The organism is Halomonas sp. HK25, assembly GCF_047795635.1.
In the GTDB taxonomy this organism is placed as follows: Bacteria; Pseudomonadota; Gammaproteobacteria; order Pseudomonadales; family Halomonadaceae; genus Halomonas.
Genome location: NZ_CP181044.1, coordinates 3,894,958 through 3,911,922 on the forward strand (window position 1 = coordinate 3,894,958; position 16,965 = coordinate 3,911,922).

17 protein-coding genes are annotated in these 16,965 nt (G+C 66.0%); 9 read left to right on the forward strand and 8 right to left on the reverse strand.

The window, feature by feature from the left end:
• Positions 1–15: 15 nt before the first annotated feature.
• Complete coding sequence (cas3f, locus tag ACM26W_RS18315; RefSeq protein WP_416138386.1) at positions 16–3,354, reverse strand: type I-F CRISPR-associated helicase Cas3f; 3,339 nt, start codon at positions 3,352–3,354, stop codon at positions 16–18.
• Complete coding sequence (gene cas1f, locus ACM26W_RS18320; protein WP_416140923.1) at positions 3,351–4,325, reverse strand: type I-F CRISPR-associated endonuclease Cas1f; 975 nt, start codon at positions 4,323–4,325, stop codon at positions 3,351–3,353. Before cas1f ends, cas3f begins: the two co-directional genes overlap by 4 nt.
• A 360-nt stretch (positions 4,326–4,685) precedes the next feature.
• Between cas1f and ACM26W_RS18325 the strand changes: the two genes are divergently transcribed.
• On the forward strand, positions 4,686–5,117 hold the full coding sequence (locus ACM26W_RS18325) for a DUF29 domain-containing protein (protein ID WP_416138387.1): 432 nt from the start codon (positions 4,686–4,688) through the stop codon (positions 5,115–5,117).
• Between the two features lie 85 nt (positions 5,118–5,202).
• Here the strand turns inward: ACM26W_RS18325 and ACM26W_RS18330 are convergent, their stop codons facing one another.
• Positions 5,203–6,456: a YbfB/YjiJ family MFS transporter gene (locus tag ACM26W_RS18330; protein ID WP_416138388.1), complete on the reverse strand. Its 1,254-nt coding sequence runs from the start codon at positions 6,454–6,456 to the stop codon at positions 5,203–5,205.
• A 160-nt stretch (positions 6,457–6,616) separates the two neighbouring features.
• Entirely contained in the window at positions 6,617–7,162 is a 546-nt protein-coding gene (locus tag ACM26W_RS18335; protein ID WP_416138389.1) for a cytochrome b, read from the reverse strand.
• A 152-nt stretch (positions 7,163–7,314) separates the two neighbouring features.
• Between ACM26W_RS18335 and ACM26W_RS18340 the strand changes: the two genes are divergently transcribed.
• Together ACM26W_RS18340 and ACM26W_RS18345 are read left to right on the forward strand one after the other, a co-directional pair.
• Complete coding sequence (locus ACM26W_RS18340; RefSeq protein WP_416138390.1) at positions 7,315–7,908, forward strand: class I SAM-dependent methyltransferase; 594 nt, start codon at positions 7,315–7,317, stop codon at positions 7,906–7,908.
• A 30-nt stretch (positions 7,909–7,938) separates the two neighbouring features.
• Positions 7,939–8,943: an aldo/keto reductase gene (locus ACM26W_RS18345; protein WP_416138391.1), complete on the forward strand. Its 1,005-nt coding sequence runs from the start codon at positions 7,939–7,941 to the stop codon at positions 8,941–8,943.
• Positions 8,944–9,181: 238 nt separating this feature from the next.
• Here ACM26W_RS18345 and ACM26W_RS18350 read toward each other — a convergent pair whose 3' ends face one another.
• The 3 genes from ACM26W_RS18350 to ACM26W_RS18360 form a co-directional block, all read right to left on the reverse strand.
• Complete coding sequence (locus ACM26W_RS18350; protein ID WP_416138392.1) at positions 9,182–9,868, reverse strand: phosphate signaling complex PhoU family protein; 687 nt, start codon at positions 9,866–9,868, stop codon at positions 9,182–9,184.
• A gap of 24 nt (positions 9,869–9,892) precedes the next feature.
• Positions 9,893–11,092 (reverse strand): Na/Pi cotransporter family protein, encoded by a 1,200-nt coding sequence (locus tag ACM26W_RS18355; protein WP_416138393.1) that lies wholly within the window; start codon positions 11,090–11,092, stop codon positions 9,893–9,895.
• A 108-nt stretch (positions 11,093–11,200) separates the two neighbouring features.
• A complete protein-coding gene (locus tag ACM26W_RS18360; protein ID WP_416138394.1) occupies positions 11,201–11,443 on the reverse strand; it encodes a hypothetical protein in 243 nt (80 codons plus the stop codon).
• Between the two features lie 239 nt (positions 11,444–11,682).
• On the opposite strand from ACM26W_RS18360, the gene ACM26W_RS18365 reads away from it, so the two are divergent.
• Positions 11,683–12,378: a hypothetical protein gene (locus ACM26W_RS18365; protein WP_416138395.1), complete on the forward strand. Its 696-nt coding sequence runs from the start codon at positions 11,683–11,685 to the stop codon at positions 12,376–12,378.
• Positions 12,379–12,393: 15 nt separating this feature from the next.
• On the opposite strand, the gene ACM26W_RS18370 is transcribed toward ACM26W_RS18365, so the two are convergent.
• Positions 12,394–12,741 (reverse strand): hypothetical protein, encoded by a 348-nt coding sequence (locus ACM26W_RS18370; RefSeq protein WP_416138396.1) that lies wholly within the window; start codon positions 12,739–12,741, stop codon positions 12,394–12,396.
• 173 nt (positions 12,742–12,914) lie between these two features.
• Between ACM26W_RS18370 and ACM26W_RS18375 the strand changes: the two genes are divergently transcribed.
• The 5 genes from ACM26W_RS18375 to ACM26W_RS18395 all read left to right on the forward strand — a co-directional run bounded on the left by ACM26W_RS18375 (position 12,915) and on the right by ACM26W_RS18395 (position 16,879).
• Positions 12,915–13,814, forward strand: coding sequence for a metal ABC transporter permease (locus ACM26W_RS18375; protein ID WP_416138397.1), 900 nt, complete (start codon positions 12,915–12,917; stop codon positions 13,812–13,814).
• Positions 13,815–13,936: 122 nt separating this feature from the next.
• On the forward strand, positions 13,937–14,086 hold the full coding sequence (locus ACM26W_RS18380) for a hypothetical protein (protein WP_416138398.1): 150 nt from the start codon (positions 13,937–13,939) through the stop codon (positions 14,084–14,086).
• Positions 14,086–14,823: a metal ABC transporter ATP-binding protein gene (locus ACM26W_RS18385; RefSeq protein WP_416138399.1), complete on the forward strand. Its 738-nt coding sequence runs from the start codon at positions 14,086–14,088 to the stop codon at positions 14,821–14,823. The genes ACM26W_RS18380 and ACM26W_RS18385 overlap by 1 nt, the downstream gene beginning before the upstream one ends.
• Before the next feature lie 5 nt (positions 14,824–14,828).
• A complete protein-coding gene (locus ACM26W_RS18390) occupies positions 14,829–15,719 on the forward strand; it encodes a metal ABC transporter permease (protein ID WP_416140924.1) in 891 nt (296 codons plus the stop codon).
• 29 nt (positions 15,720–15,748) lie between these two features.
• Entirely contained in the window at positions 15,749–16,879 is a 1,131-nt protein-coding gene (locus ACM26W_RS18395; protein WP_416138400.1) for a metal ABC transporter solute-binding protein, Zn/Mn family, read from the forward strand.
• The last annotated feature ends 86 nt before the right edge of the window (positions 16,880–16,965 follow it).

Consider the following 16,965-nt stretch of genomic DNA (forward strand, 5'->3'; position numbering starts at 1 on the left):
ATTGTTGCCGCATTTTCACTTCCTGCGCACGAATCCCAGCGCAGGGTGGAAATGCCAGCCCTGCGGGGCGTAGTTCGTTTTCAGACGGATGCGGCCGAAGCGCCAGGCGCAGCGCTCTATGGCCATGTCCATGGCCTCTGCCTGATCTGCCAGTGCGGCCATGTAGTCGGGCTCGTTCCAGGGCGCGATTCCTGGATGACCGAAGACGTCATCCTGCAGGCGATCCAGTTCGGTTTCGACAGGCGTCAGCTTCTCGTCCCTACCATCCTGATCCACCCGCCAGAAACCGTAGTCTTCCTCTGCTTCATCCGGCAGCAGCACGAACTCGCACTCAGGCTCGTTGTCCTCCCGGAAAGGCTGTTGCTGGATTGGTAGCGCCCCGAGGGTCATCGATGGGGTGCGATAAAAGAGATAGGCCCCGAGATCGACCTGTGCCGGCTCGCCGCGACGTTTACGTCGCTGCCGGCCGGGAGCGGCGGCTCCCTCGACCATAAGCGCGGCAAGTCGCGCATGCTCGAGATCAACGAGCTTTTGGGTGGGATAGAGCCCTTCTCGCGGCATTAGTCGCGGGCGCGAGTCGATATGCTCAATCTCATCGGCTCTCAATAACTCCGCCAGTTGATGCGTCGCCAGCGGCCATCGCTTCTCAGTTTCAAAGCCTGGCCGGCTAAAAGCCGGTGCGGCCCGCTTCAAGTGACGGACGTTGGTGCCCAACAGCGCGATATTGGGTGCTCGAACGCTTGAGGGACGGTGTCGTCGCACACGGCCGGCGAGCTGGATGATAGAGCGCATCGAGGAGGGCTCGACCACTGCCCAGTCGTAGTCGTGATCGCGACCCACTTCCGTGACCGGCGAGCCGAGCACGATGAAAAGCTGATCCATAGCGGCGCTTTCATCGATCCGCTGACGAATATCAGGAAGATCGAACACGGCGTTCGCTTCGCGCCGATCCAGCATCCGGTCCAGGCGAGCTTCCAGGCGCGAACGCAGCAGCAGGGGAAACTGAGAGTGGTAAACGCAAAGGTGGATCTGCCGCCCCTCCGGAATATTTGACCGGTAAAGCATCTGGGCAACGGCCACCAGCACCTCGATGTTGGCCATACGCACCAGGCCGAAACTGACCCGCTTGCCACTGTGGGGGTCAACGGTGTGATGCTGCTCGTGCAGGGCGAGCGTTTGCGTGAGTATTGCTTCTGCGACCGCCTGATGAACGTCGTCCGGATGAGCGGAGGGTGCAGATAACGGGACGAGATATCCCCGGCGAGCTGGTGCCTGATCACTGAGTCGGGCGGCGCGCTGCCGGGCAAACTGCATATGGCCGGTATCGAACTGCTCACCGTCGGCGCACTCCTGCTGGGTGCAGCCGTACTCATCGAACCAGGCGCAGCAAGGGATCATCGGGGTTCCTGGTACGCCGCGATGGCGCTGATACTCTGCGCGACCGGTGCGATAAGCCTCGAACAGCCCGCGCACCAGTGCCGGCGGCAACGTGGCCGAGGAGAGTAACACCCGCGAGCCAAGCAGCCCGGCCCAATACACGAGGCGTGTCAGGCCAGGCAGATCGTCTATATCAAAGTCATCCGGTTCATCGAGAACGAGGTCACTGCTCATCAGCCGCAGCATGGGCGCGATCTGATGGCCGCCGCGCAAGCTCTCTGTCGCCGGGATCAAGTGATCGATCGTACACACTAGGACTGGCGCGCTGATTAACGCGCGGGCATGTGGGTCTTGTGCAGCCCGTGATAGCAGCGGATGTTCGTCGATCTGGCCTTCGAAATGAATATGGCTCTGTTCATCCAGCAAGGCGGCTCGCGACTCCGAGCCGCCATTCTGCCTCTGCTGATGCTCGAATAACGCCCGGCTGGCGCTCCCCCCAACCCGAATGGCCAAGTCGTCGCTGCCCAGTCCTAATCTCTCACGGTAAGCTTGCCCGGTTTGTAATGTGAGTGTTCGCAGACCAAGCGCTATCGAGAAGCGCGCCCCTTCTTCGGGATCGCTCAAGGCGTACATGATCCGACCGTTGGCGATCGTCTTGCCACAGCCGGTTGAGGCCATGTTGATACCGAAGAAGCCCTGCGCGCGGGCCTTATCACGCAAACCCGATGCCAGGTCGAATGCCTTGTCCTGCCAGCGAAAGCGAGTGTCGCGACTACGCTGTCGAAAGCCTTTGTGTCGTGCGATGCGCGGTAGGCCTTTTTCCATATCCGGCATGCGGTGCACGATTTCACCCGCCGTGCGGGTCACGCCCAGCAAGTGCTCTTCAAGTGGCTGGCATAGCCGACGCTTACCGTGCAGAACAGCGGTGTTAGCGTAGAGCGCTGTAGACCAGTCGCCGGACAGGCGGCCGGTGTCAGTCAAACTTGAGTAGTAATGATCCGCGAGCATTACTGCCAATCGCGCCTGATGCATCACATAGGGCGATTCCAGTGGTGGCGTAGTGATACTGACGTCTCGTAGTTGCCGCGCCAGACGCTGGCTGCGTTGGCGCCAGGCATCACTCGTAACGGGCAGCCCCTCGGGAAACTCCCAGTAGGGCGCAACCTCTGCCTGCGAGGCTTCCTCTCCCCTTTCATTCCAGGCAGCGGTAAACGCCTCCGGCAATGAAGGCAAGATATCAGTATTCAATATGCCTCTGGCGCCGGACCATTTCTGTTGCCCGTTCTCATCGAAAGCCGGCAATGCAGGCAACCGATGGTGGCTCAAAATCAGCCAACCAATCGCTGCGGCAAGCCGCGGCAATTGAGCAAACGGCTTTTTCGCCTGCTCGTCGCTATCATCCAGCCCATCACATCTGAGCCGACCGAGCCAGCAGGCATCGTCATCGGGAGAGGGGGATTCGAGCCTCGAGAGCCACGTCATGTCATCGTCTTCGCCGACAAAAGCTTCCAGCAAACGTAGCGACACCCACTCATGCCGGTAACGGTTGCGCCCCTCCAGGCGACCATGAAGCCGATCCTGAAATGCACGACTGGCCTTGCCGAGATCATGGAAAAGCGCTGCCAGCGATGCCAGCAGATGAATCAAATGACCGCTATGCCAATCGTTTTCATCCTCAGCACGCAGGATATTGCGGCGAGTCGTGTTGGTCGGCGATGCCCCCTGAGCATTGAACTTCGCAGCATTACCAACGATCCACATCAGCTCGCTATGATCATGCCCGCGAATCCAGTGACAGGCCACGGCGGTATTCTTGCGTGCCTTTTTGCGCAGTAACTTTCTGAGCGTATCGAGCCCCGCCTGGGTGATCGGGGTTTGCCAGGTGCGGTCGCCACGGCGCTCGGCGAACTGATCGAGTATCCGACGCGTCTCCACCAGAGCATTCTTGCTGCATTGAGAGACCAGCAGCACATTCATGCCTGAACCTCCCCCAGATCCTCAGCGACCGCCTTCAAGGTATCGATCATGAAATCGAGCGACTCGGTTTTCGTCAGCCGCTCGATGCAGGCCTGGCGAAACTCCTGCTCCTCGTCACCGCGCATGGCGGAGATAAAGGCCTGTGGCAGTATGACCGCGTCCTTGACCAGGTCGGCCACGTCGAAGACCAGGCCGCCACGGCGGGTCTTGCCATGCAGCACCGCCAGGCCATGCGGGATACCCAACACCCAGGTGGCAGTGGCCGCCAGTCCGGAGGCGAGATAGTTGCCATGGTCGAGGAAGCTGTTAGCCGGGTCGGTGCCGGAACCACGCTTGGCTCGGGTGAAGTCACCGTAGCTGACCGCCCTGGAGGCGAGCTTGAAGAGGCTCTTTGTCAAGCGAGCCTCCAGGGTCAGAAGGTCGGTCGTGCTGGGCGCTTGCCGGATGGCGTCGCGATGCTGGCCGAGCGCATTCCGCAGCGCCTCGGGAGTCACGACAAAGCCGACCTCCTTGAGTGGCCGGCCCGTCCAGAGCGCTTCGATTCGGGCCAATCGGGCCAGTTGAAATGCCCGGGCTGCCTCCAGACGCTTCTCGTCGTCGAACCAGAAGCGCACCCATCGCTGTAGGTATTCGGTAGGACGGTATTCGCTCTGCGGCGTCAGCCAGGCGACATCCACGTCAACCTCATTGGCGGCAAACAGCGGCGTGCCACCACCACCACAGAAGCCGACCAGCACCCCGGCCCTGGCCAGTTCCCGCATCGCCGCCTGGGTGATGGACGTACCTGTGCCCAGCAACAGCGAGGTGGTATTCGCGATAGGAATGTTCCAGTAGCGAGACTGGCGCCCCTCGTCGGTGACGTACTCGACGCGTCCGCCATTGACCAGCACCCGGCAGTGTTGCAGGTAATACAGGTTTGCACGCTTGGAATGGAGAATCGTCTTCAGATCTGACGGAGATAGGTCATCCATGACGGCCACGTATCTGCTCTAGTTGTCAGACCATAGCTAAGCATTCTGAGACCTTCTCTGCCAACTTTTTACTCTTCAATCCGACAACCTCCTTGCCGCCATCGCCTCGTCATCCAGCTGCTGGGCGGTCTTATTTCAGGTTCATCGCATTTTGCCGGCCAACCACAGCCGGTACCTTAATGGCCAGCGGCCTCGCCGGGGGCATGCTGGTCTGGCGGATCGACGACGGGCGCCAATTAGGGTGGCAACAGGCCACACACCTCCATTCCGCCCCGGAAGCATGGCCCCCAGTGATGACATGCTGAACCGGGGCTTATGATGTCCAAGGGTTGTTGGAACCGCGAACCATGGAGCCTACAGATGCCGACGCATTATGATCGGGACGCCTACGCCTGGGCTCTGGAACAGGCCGCCTTGCTGCGCAGCGGCAAACTGGAGCAGCTTGATACCGAGCACCTGGCCGAGGAGATCGAGAGCATGGGGAAGAGCGAGCGGCGCGCCTTGGTAAGCCAGCTGGCGCGGCTCTTCATGTACCTGTTGAAGTGGGACCACCAGCCCGAGCGCCGTTCGCGCAGTTGGGCGTTGACCATCCAGGACGCGCAGGCGAAGACCGTGCGTTTGTTGAATGAAAACCCCAGCCTCAAGGGGTCATTGCGCGAACTGGTAGCCGATGCCTACGAGGATGCCCGGCGGGCCGCCGCGATCGAGACCGAGCTGGAGCTGGAGACCTTTCCGGAGCAGTGTCTCTACAGCTTCGATGAGGCCCTGGCCTTCACCGCCGGGGAGACCTGAGCGGGAGGCCTGCGGCCTCCATTCCCCCGGCAGAGCCGACCTCCTACAGGGTGGCGCATCATGTTGCGCAGCAAAATTGGCCCTCTCACCCGGTCGGGCCCGCCTTGGCCTCGGCATCCAACCGCCGGGCGGTATGGTCCACCTGGCGCAGCCAGATCAGCAGCAGCGCCCCCAGGGCCACGAAGCCGCCGGCCAGCCACAGGCCGGTGTCGTAGTGGCCGCTGGCCTCGGCGAGCATGCCGGTGAGCGCCGGGGCGATGATCTGCGCCGCGCCGTAGGCAAGCGTCATGCGCCCCATCAGCCGCGCCGGGCTCTGCGGGTAGAGCCGGCCGGCCATGGTCAGCACCAGGCTCACGCAGCCCAGGAAGGTGCCGCCGTAGAGCACGGCGCTCGCCAGCACGCCGGCCAGGCTATCGGTCAGCGCCGGCAGCACGATGCCCACCACCTGCAGGGCCATGGCGGAGATCAGCGCGCCCAGGTAGCCGATGCGCCGGGCGATCAGGTCCCACACGATCACGGCCGGCGCGGCGGCCAGCCCCACCAGGGCGAAGGTCCAGTTGCCGGCGCCGGCCAGCAGCGGTTCGCGCTCGACGATGGCGACGATGAAGGTGGCGCTGATCACATAGCCGTAGCCGGCGCAGAAGTAGGCGGCGAGCATCAGCCGCATAAAGGTGCGGTTGGGCGGTATGGCCTCACGAGAGGCACTGGCGGCTGCGCCTTCCGCCGGCTTGACCGGTCGCGGCAGCCAGCGCCAGGCGGGTACCAGCAACGCCGCGGCCAGGGCGGTGAAGCCCCACCACTGGGCCTGCCAGCCGAAGGAGAGACGCAGCATCAGTTCCACCGCCAGGGCGGCCACCAGAATGCCCACCCCCAATCCGGCAAAGTGGATGCCGAGTTCGCCACGCTGCCCGCGGCTGATCAGCCAGTGCAGGATCAGCCCCGAGGCCAGCAGCATGGCGCCGCTGCTGGAGAAGCCGGCCACGAAGCGCATGCCCGCCCACAGCCAGAAGCTGTCGGCCAGGGCCATGCCGGCGGTGGAGACCACCGCCAGCACCAGGGTGAGGCGGTAGAGGGTGTCCTTGAGCCGGATGCTGTGGATGGAGGCCGCAAGCAGCGCACCCAGCATGTAGCCGGCGTAGTTGAGGGCGGCCAGCCAGCCGCCCTGGGCGTCGCTCAGCCAGGTCTGCTGCTGCATCACCGGCAGCAGCGGCGTGTAGGCGAAGCGCGCGATGCCGATGCAGAGGATCTGGCTGAACACCCCGGCCAGCAGCACCCGGTAGCGCGGGGAGAGAAACCCCGGGGAAGGCACCCCGAGAGATGATGACGAAGGCGTGGCCATGCCTGGCGCTCCTGATGTCCGTTTTGCTTTTTCGTTGTGTCGTTATGCCGCTAAGGGTCCTACCATAACCGACTTCCATGACCGACTTCCCATGCAACACGCCCCCGGCGGATGCCGAGGGCGTGTGGGAAGAGCTCGCAATGGCGCAAGCGCCGAGGGCTCAGCGGCTCTGGCCGGCGTGGGGCGCCATGCGCGCCAGCACGTTTTCGTCGCTCAGGCGGCGGTGCAGGATCGCCATGCCGACGTGCCCGACGACCAGCGCCAGCAGCACCCAGCCCAACAGGCCGTGGAAGATGCCGCCGATCGCGGTCATCCATTCGATCTCGCCCTCGAAGCCGGACATCAGCGGAATGCCGAACGGCGAGAAGGCACGGCCGGAGCCGTACTGGCGCATCAGGGCGACCAGCGGCACCGCCACCATCAGGGCGTAGAGGGCTAGGTGGCCCAGGTGCGCCGCCAGGTTGAGGGAGGGCGGACGCCTGGTGCGGTCGACCAGCGCCCACACCAGGCGCAGCACCACCAGCAGCATCAGCAGGGCGCCGAGGGGCTTGTGGGTGGGCCACAGGAAGTCGTCCAGGGCGCCATCGGGAAGCAATACCCGAGCGCCCACGGTGACGAACTGCCAGGCGAACAGCGCCGCCATACCCCAGTGGAAGAGGCGGCTGACGCGGCCGTAGGGGTGAGTATCGGTAGCGATGGCTGCCATGGGTCGGCTCCTGTGCGATGCTGGACGTTTGCACGCTAACAGAAAAAAGCGTACCAAATATGACGTCTCCGAACACCGACATGCCGCTGCCCTTTTGTCCGCATAACTTGCTACTCTCGGGCTCTGATTACCCCTGACAGGAGAGCGCCCCCATGTGGGACGACCGCTACAGCACGGACGATTACGTTTACGGCACCGAACCCAACGACTTCCTGCGCGGGCAGGCCGGTCTGATCGGCGAGGCGCCCAAGCGGGTGCTCTGCCTGGCGGACGGTGAGGGGCGCAACGGCGTCTACCTGGCAGGGCTCGGCCACTGGGTCACCTCGGTAGACGCCTCCTCGGTGGGCCTGCGCAAGGCCGCCCAGCTGGCCGAGGAGAAGGGCGTGGCGCTGACCACCCTGAATGCCGACCTCACCGAGCATGAGTTCATTGCGGAGTCCTTCGATGCGGTGGTGTCGATCTTCTGCCACGTGCCGGCGGCGGGCCGCCCCCACCTGCACCGCCAGGTGATCCGGACGCTGAAGCCCGGCGGCGTGCTGATTCTCGAGGCCTACACCCCGGACCAGGTGCCTCGCAGCACCGGCGGCCCGGACACCCCGGACCGCACCCCCACCGCCGCCGAGCTCAACGCGGCCTTCGCCGAACTGGCGATCGAGCTCAGCCGCGAGTGCGAGCGCGAGGTGGTCGAGGGCCGCGGCCATACCGGCCTGGGCTCCGTGGTGCAGTTCGTCGCCCGCAAGCGCTGAGAACCGGTGCCGAAAACAAGGAACCCCACGATGACGCTCTTTTCTCGCCTCCAGGCCATCGGCTCGCCCGCCATCGGCCTGGGCTGCATGAACCTCTCCCATGGCTACGGCCAGCCGGTGCCCGAGGCCGAGGCGCTGCGCGCCCTGGATGCCGCCTTCGACATGGGCTATCGCCACTTCGATACCGCCACCCTCTATGGCGCCACCGCCAACGAGCGGCTGGTGGGCAAGGCCCTTGCGGCCAAGCGCGGCGAGATCCTGCTGGCCAGCAAGTGCGGCATGGCCATGGACCCGGAACAGGGCCGCAAGGTGATCGACGGCCGCCCGGCCACCCTGCGCCGCCAGTGTGAGGAGAGCCTGGCGCGCCTGCGCACCGACCACCTGGACCTCTACTACCTGCACCGCTGGGACAAGAACGTGCCGATCGAGGAAAGCGTGGGCGAGCTGGGCCGCCTGGTGGCGGAGGGCAAGATCGGCGCCGTGGGGCTCTCCGAGGTCTCGGCGGCCACCCTGCGCCGGGCCCATGCCGAGCATCCCATCGCCGCGATGCAGTCGGAGTACTCGCTGTGGACCCGCAACCCGGAGATCGCGGTGATAGAAGCGTGCCGCGAGGCAGGCGCCGCGCTGGTGGCCTTCAGCCCGCTGGGTCGTGGCTTCCTGAGCGGCGCGGTGACCGATGCCAACCGGCTGGCGGAGGGTGACATGCGCCGCGGCATGCCGCGCTTCAGCGCCGAGCACCTGCCGCACAACCTGGCGCTGCTGGCCGAGCTGGCGGCCGTGGCCGACAGGCTCGAGGTGACCACCGGCCAGCTCGCCCTGGCCTGGCTGCGGGCCAAGGGCGACGACATCCTGCCGATCCCCGGCACCCGCTCCATCGAGCACATGGGCGAGAACCTGGCCGCCGGCGAGCTGCGCCTGGAGGCCACCACCGTGGCGCGGCTGGATGCGCTGTTGGCTCCGGAGCGGGTCGCCGGCGGACGCTACGCCGAGGCGCAGCAGGCCGAGGTAGATACCGAGGAGTTCGAGCGGGGTTGAGGGGGCGGCTGAGCTTGACAGTGTGGGAGCCACGCTCTGCGGGGCGAAGGGAGGCCGTAGGACTCCTAAGCGGCTAGTTCCAACACGAGCAACACCGCCGGGGCGCCTTCGGCACCATTCGCCCGGCGGAGCCGATCTCCCACCAGTAGCCTCAAGCCTCGCGGCGGCTCCCACCAGTAGCCTCAAGCCTCGCCGCGGCTTGAGGAACTAGCTGGAAGTTCCCACTGGAGGGCTGACCTCAGTCCAGAGCGCGGTCGTCGGCGTCGCTGGGGAAGTCCAGGTCTTCCAGGCGGCCGGTCACCGCGGTGGCGATGTTGGCCAGGTGCGAGGCCACCCGCTTGTAGTGGCGGGCCAGCAGCGAATAGGCCACCGCCTCGTGGAACTCGACCGCCTCTTCCTCGCGCAGCAGCGCCTCGATCAGCTTGTCACAGCGGCCGCGGATCTCGCGGGTGGCGGTGATGACCCGGTGGGCCTTGGCCTCGTCGGAGTCGCTGGTGGCGGCGATCAGCTCCTTGAACAGGCCGTTCAGGCGCTCCGCCATCTCGTCCAGCGGCTGCTGGTAGCTGGGCACGTGGAAGCCTTCACTGTAGAAGGCACCGACCTCGAAGACGTTCTTGCAGTAGTCGCCGATGCGCTCGGCATCCTTGGCCACGCTCATCAGCGCCAGGCAGATGGCCACGTCATGGCCGGGATTGACGGTCAGGTGGCGCAGCACCTTGCGGCGGATGGAGCGCTCGAGTTCGTTGACGGCGCCGTCGCGCTGGTAGAGCGGTTGGCGCACGTCCTCGGCGGCCACGGTACTGTAGAGCACCTCGTTGGCGCGGGCGAACATCCAGGCGCCGTGCTCGAGCATCCGGGTCAGGTCCGCGTAGGCCTGGTCGATGCTGTTCTCCGAGGTGAGCGCGCTATAGAGCTGTCGAAACATGGGTAACCTCCCGGTTGGCCGCGCTCAGCGCAGGCTCATGAACAGTTCGGTGATGGTGATGCCGACCAGCGGCACCACCAGGAATACGCCGATCAGGAACAGGAAGGCGTAGCGGACCTTCTTGCCGGCCAGACGGCCGTACCAGGTAGCAATGCGCAGCGGGATGACCCGCAGCGGCCACCAGATGGCGGTGCCGGTCAGGTTGAAGATGACATGGAACAGCGCCACCGTCATCGCCGCGGCGATGGGGTTGGCGGTGGCGGCCAATACGCTGGTCACGGTGGTGCCCAGGTTGGCGCCCATCATGAAGGGCAGCACCCGGCGCAGGCGCACCACTCCGGCCCCGGCCAGCGGCACCATCAGGCTGCTGGTGATGGAGCTGGACTGCACCAGCACGGTGGAGACCACCCCAACCCCGTAGGCGCGGGCGTCGGTGCGGAAGAAGTAGGTGCGGAACAGGCCGTCCATATGGCGCAGCAGGGCGCCGCGAAGGTTCTGCACCATGAACACCAGCGCAGCGAACATCAACAGCAAGCCGATGCCCGCCACCAGCAGGCCGGCGGCCGCCGGCGAGGGCATCAGGGCCGCTCCCAGCCAGTTCACGACGTCGACGATGGGGGCGGTGATCACCTTGATCGGGCTGCTGGGCTTGGCCACTTCCTCCAGGCCGATCATCTCGGCCAGCCAGGCGGCCAGCCGGGTGAAGATGCCGCGGCCGCCCTCGTGGAACATCCCGGTCAGCCACTCCACAGGGAACACCAGCATCACCGTGAGGATATTGAAGAGGTCGTGCATCATCGCCGCGGTGAAGGAGCGGCGGAAGTTGCGCTTGATACGCACGTTGGCCAGCGCCACGATCACCCCGGTCACCGCGGTGCCGATGTTGGCGCCCATGATGGCGAACACCGCCGTGCCCAGCGTCATCTCGCCGCTGGCCACCAGGGTGACGATCAGCGCCGAGGTGAACGACGAACTCTGCACGATCATGGTGACCAACACGCCGGCCATCAGGGCGATGAAGGGATTCGCGCCGTAGGCGAAGGCACGGGTCAGCAGATCGCTGTCGCTGCCGAAGGTGCCAAGGCCGGCACCCAGCACGTTGAGCGCCGCCAGGAACAGGTAGAGACACAGGCCGGCGTATATCCCCCGCAGCCAGGCAGGCACCTCGTGAGTGGCCTGGCGTGCAAGAGCGGGACGATCGGTGGAAGGTCCAAGATTCGACATTAGCGGTCTGCCGTGTTGGTGAACGGTCCCTTCATGACGGTTACGTGACAATTCCATGTCAGTGGGCGCAACGTAGCGTCACTATGTGACACTTTGATGACATCCGGCCTATTCGCCGTGACGGGACGCTCGCCCCGCGCGTCGTCGCTGGCCCACACGGGCGATGCCGCGACGCACCGGACGCCACAGCCGGGTGATCTCCACGCCGCTGAGCGCCGGGGATTCGCTGATGCGCTGCACCGGCTCGGCCTCGTCGACCCGGTCCCGGTCGATGCGCATCACCAGGGTGCCGCTGGCCAGGCCCTGGCGCGGGGTGCTGAGCCGCCCCTGCTCCACCTGACAGCCGCCCATGCCCAGGCAGGCCAAGGCCAAGCAGGCGGGGGCGGAAGGTAAGGGAAGCGCTGGCGAACATGCTGGGGTCGTCCATGACGAAGAGGAAGCGTGAAGCGTAGCATCTCGCCGCCGCCGGCCGCTGCCCCCGATGTGGGGAGGTGGGGATGGGGGGATGGGGGGATGGGGCGACGCGACGACGGTGGGCTCCCCACGGACGGCGGTGCTAGGCTTTCTTTCCCGGGTCACGATTCACCCCGATGAGCCCCGATTCGCTGGAGATCGCCATGCCTCGCCTCACTCGCCTCACCCGCCTTGGCTGCCTGATCGGCCTGCTACTGCCCCTGCCCGCCCTGGCCCAGTCGCCCGGTGACGAATGGCAGGCCTATGAGTCCGCCCTGGCCGATGGCGCGCGCCATGCGGACTATTGGCAGGCGGGCTGGACGACATTCTATGTTGGCAGCCTGGCGCTGAACGCCTGGCAGGCCAGCGAGGCGAGCGACCGCGACGACCGCTACGACGCCAGGGTGGGCGTGGTGAAGTCGGCCCTGGCACTGGGCGGCATGTTCCTGGATCGCCAGCCGCACCCCGACGCCTACCGTGAACTGCAGGCCGGTGAATCGGGCGATATCGAGGGCGCCCGGAGGCTGCTCACGGCGGTGGCCGAGGAAGAGCGCCGGCGGCGCAGCTGGGAAGCACGGCTCGGCTCGCTCGCCGTGAATACTGCGGCGGGGCTGCTGATCGCCGTGGGCGACGGCCGCGAGCGCGACGGCGCCATCAACTTCGCCACCGGCATGCTGATCAACGAGTTACAGCTGCAGACCCAGCCGCGCCAGGCCACTGCCGCCATCAACCGCTTCCAGCCGGCCCGGGTGTCGCTGGGCGATATGCATCTCGAAGGCGAATACGCCCTGCTGGTAGGGCCAAACCAGCTGGGCGTCGCCTTGCGCTACTGAGCTGAACGCCCAGGCTCAGCTCACTATCTTGATGGGACCATGGTCGTCGCAGTGATCTCCGTGGGGATGGTGCAGGTGGCCATCCACGAGGTAATCGACATGGTCACCGTGGGGCACCGGCTCATGGCCACAGCCGGGACCATGCACATGGTCGGGGTCATGGCCCTGACACTGATGCGCCGGGGTGCAGCGGTCCGGGTTGGTGTCGCTGATCTCGACCACATGCTCGTCGACATGATCCTCATGGGGATGGTGCAGGTGCCCGTCGTGCAGATAGTCGACGTGACCGTCGTGCTCGATGGCCGTGTGGCCACAGCCCGGGCCATGGTCGTGATCATGGTGGGGATGGATCTTGCAGCTCATGGGAACCTCCGCTCTCGTGGCGCGGCCCGGGAGTTGAGCCGCCTGAGGTCGTTGGCATTCCCTGCCTGTCCTTTAACATGGCGCACCGCTCCGACGGGCGTCAAGACGCGCAAGATGCCCCTTTCATATAAGTTATGTTATAACATAACACTTAATCCCGAACCGGAGCCCCCATGCTGGATACCTGGATCTGGTGGGTCTCGTCCCCCTTCGAGTACGCCTTCATGCGCCGGGCCCTGGCCGCCTGCCTGGTGCTGTCGCTCACCGCCCCCATCCTCGGCGTGCTGCTCTCGCTGCGCGGGCTTAGCCTGATGAGCGAGGCACTCTCCCATGCCATGCTGCCGGGCATCGCGGCGGCCTTCATGCTGGCCGGCTTCTCGGTGCCACTGATGATGCTGGGCGGGGTGGCGGCGGGACTGATCACGGTGACGCTCGCCAGCGGCATCTCCCTATACAGCGGACTCCGCGAGGACGCTGCCATGGCCAGCCTCTTCCTCGTGGCCATGGCCGCGGGCGTACTGATCATCAGCCTGGCTGGCACGGCGCTGGATCTGGGTCATGTGCTGTTCGGCTCGGTGCTGGCGGTGGACAGCGCCACCCTGCTGCTGGTCGCAGGCAGCTGCAGCCTGGTGCTGCTCATCCTGGCGGTCGCCTATCGCGCCCTGGTCGTGGAGTGCCTGGACCCGCTGTTCCTGACGCTGCAGGGCCGCCACGCCGGCTGGACGAACACGCTGTTCATGGGCTTGACGGTCTTGACGCTGGTGGTCGGCTTCCAGACCCTGGGGGCGCTGATGGCGGCTGGCATGATGCTGCTGCCGGCCACCGCCGTCCGCTACTGGAGCCGGCGCCTGGAGGGCATGATGCTGTTGGCCTGCACTTTGGCCCTGCTCGCCAGCCTGACCGGACTGCTGCTCTCCTTTCACCTGGGGCTGCCGGCCGGGCCCGCCATCGTGCTGCTGGCGGGTGCCGGCTATCTGGTATCGGTGCTGGTCGGGCCCTGCGGGGGCTGCCTGCGGCGTCAAGCCGCCCGGCGGCAATCCGCAACCGTCAACGGGGAACATCCTGGTGCCTGAGCCTGTCATTTCCTGCCAGATCGTGGATACTGCCCGCCGATTCGCCCAGTCGATACCGCACCGTTTCTGGGCAGCCAGATGTTATGTTATAACTTAGCACAGTCGTCGCGAGGTACCCGTTCATGGCACACCGGTCACACCATCACCGCCCCGAGGGGCCCTGTCACTTCTCCCTGATGTCGCTGTCGGTCGGCCGGAGGCTGCTGCTCGTCGTGTTGCCGCTGACGCTGCTCTGGCTGGCGGTCTCCTGGGCCGCGGGGTGGTGGAGCTGATGGCCTCGCACACCGCCCCCCGCCTGCGGCTCTGCGACCTGCAGCTCGCCCAGGGCAACCGCACCGTCCTCGAACACGTCGACGGCGAGTTCCGCGACGGCGCCATCACGGCCCTGGTCGGCGCCAACGGCACCGGCAAGAGCACCCTGATCCAGGGCATCATGGGCATGCTCAAGCCCATCGCCGGACGCGTCGAGTGCACGGTGCCCAAGGAGCGGCGCGCCTGGCTGCCCCAGCAGCTGGCCCTCGACCTCAGCTTCCCGATGAGCGTCGAGGAGCTGGTGATGACCGGCAGCTGGCCGAGCCATGGCGCGCTCAAGGGCTACTGCGCCGCCCACTACCGCAAGGGACGCGAGATCATGGCCCGGCTGGGCATCTCCCACCTGGCCCACCGCCCCCTGGGTGAGCTCTCCGGCGGCCAGCGTCAGCGCGCCCTGCTCGGCCGCACCCTGATGCAGGAGGCCGAGCTGCTGCTGCTCGACGAGCCCTTCGCCAACGTCGATGTCGAGACCGTCAACGTGCTGATGACGGTGCTGCGCGACATGGCCAACGACGGCGTCACCCTGATCGTGGTGCTCCACGACCTGGAGCAGCTGAGCCAGCTGGCCGACGAGGCGGTGGTGCTCGCCGGCGGCCACGCCCGCTGGGTCGCCGTGGAGAGCTTCCTGCCGTCGTCCCAACCCCATGCACCGGTGACCTTTCTCTCCGGGGGCATCAGCGGGGTGACGGCATGCTAGGCGGATTGCTCGCGTCGCTGCACGAGTGGCTGATCGCCCCCTTCGACTACGGCTTCATGCGTCGCGCCCTGATCGCCAGCTTCGCCCTGTCGCTGGCCGCCCCCCCCATGGGCGTCTTCCTGGTGCTGCGCGGCATGAGCCTGATCGGCGATGCCATGGCCCACGCCATCCTGCCCGGCGTGGCGCTGGGCTTCCTGCTGGCCGGCTTCTCGCTGCCGGTGATGAGCCTCGGCGGCATCCTCTCGGGCCTGCTGGTGGCGGTGCTGGCGGGCAGCGTGTCGCAGATGTCCGGCCAGCGCGAGGACGCCGCCATGGCCAGCTTCTTCCTGATCTCGCTGGCGGGCGGGGTAATGCTGGTCTCGCTCGGCGGCAGCAGCGTGGATCTCACCCACGTGCTGTTCGGCTCGATCCTCGCCGTCAACTCCACCGCCCTGCTGCTGATCGCTGCCATCAGCAGCCTGATCGTGATCATCCTGGCGGTGATCTTCCGCGCCCTGGTGGTGGAGTGCCTCGACCCGCTGTTTCTGCGCAGCCAGGGGGTGCGCGGCAGCCTGGCCCACGGCACCTTCCTGGGCCTGGTGGTGCTCAACCTCACCGCCGGCTTCCAGACCCTTGGCACCCTGATGGCGGTGGGCCTGATGATGCTGCCGGCCACCGCCGCGCGCTTCTGGAGCAAGCGCCTGGAAGGCCTGATCGGCGTGGCCATCGCCATCGCCCTGGTCGCCAGCGCCGGGGGGCTACTGCTTTCCTACCACCTGAGCATCCCCTCCGGCCCGGCGATCATCCTGCTGGCCGGCGTGGGCTACCTGCTTTCCGCCTTGTTCGGGCGTCACCACAGCCTGCTGCGGCGCCTGCGCCACCGCGCCACGCCGCTGGGCGCGCCCGAGCCCCACTGACCCATTATCCATCAAGGAGTCGTTACCCCATGCCCATCCTCAAGCCCTCTGTCGCCCTGCTCGGCGTCTCCGCCATGCTGGCCCTGCCCGCCGCCATCGCCGCCGAGCGCGTCCAGGTCGTCACCAGCTTCAGCATCCTGGCCGACATGGTCGAGAACGTCGGCGGCGAGCACGTCGAGGTCACCTCCCTGGTCGGCCCCGACAGCGACGCCCACGTCTTCTCGCCCACCCCGAGCGACGCCCGCGCCCTGGCCGAGGCCGACCTGGTGGTGTTCAACGGCCTGCTCTTCGAAGGCTGGATGGAGCGGCTGATCGACGCCAGCGACTATGCCGGTCCCCAGGTGACCGCCACCGACGGTATCGACAAGCTGGACTACCATGGCCACGATCATGGTCACGCCCATGGCCATGACGATCATGGCCATGACGATCATGGCCATGACGATCATGGCCATGACGACCACGGCCATGACGACCACGGCCAAGACGACCACGACCACGACCACGACCACGACGATCATGACGACCACGACGATCATGACGATCATGACCATGGCGACCAGGACCCCCATGGCTGGCAGGACCTGGCCATGGGCAAGGTCTACGTGGCCAATATCCGCGACGGCCTGATCGAGGCCGATCCGGACAACGCCGAGGCCTACAGCGCCAACGCCGAGCGCTATATCAACGAGATCGACGCCACCGACGCCGAGATCCGCGAGCTGCTGGGCGAGATTCCCACCTCCACCAGCGTGATCACCGGCCACGACTCCTTCGGCTACTTCTCCAACGCCTACGGCCTGCGCTTCCTCTCGCCGGTGGGACTCTCCACCGAGGCGGAGCCCAGCGCCGCCAACATGGCCCGTCTGATCGACGTGATCCGCGAGCAAAACGTCCAGGCGCTGTTCCACGAGAACATGACCAGCCCGGCGATCATCAACCAGCTCGCCGAGGAGACCGGCCTGACCATCGCCGGCACCCTCTATGCCGATGCCCTGGCCGCGGAAGGCGAAGCCAGCACCTATCTGGGCATGATGCGCCACAACGCCCAGACCCTGCATGACGCCCTGGCCGAGCCGGGCCATGACGACCAGGACCAGGACCAGGACCAGGACCAGGACCAGGACCAGGAGGAGCATGGTCACGGCCATAGCCACTGACTGAGAGAGCAGTTTGGCACACGACCAGCGCCACCCTCGGGTGGCGCTGTTTTTATGTAGACACCGTTTTTGTGGGACCATCGAGA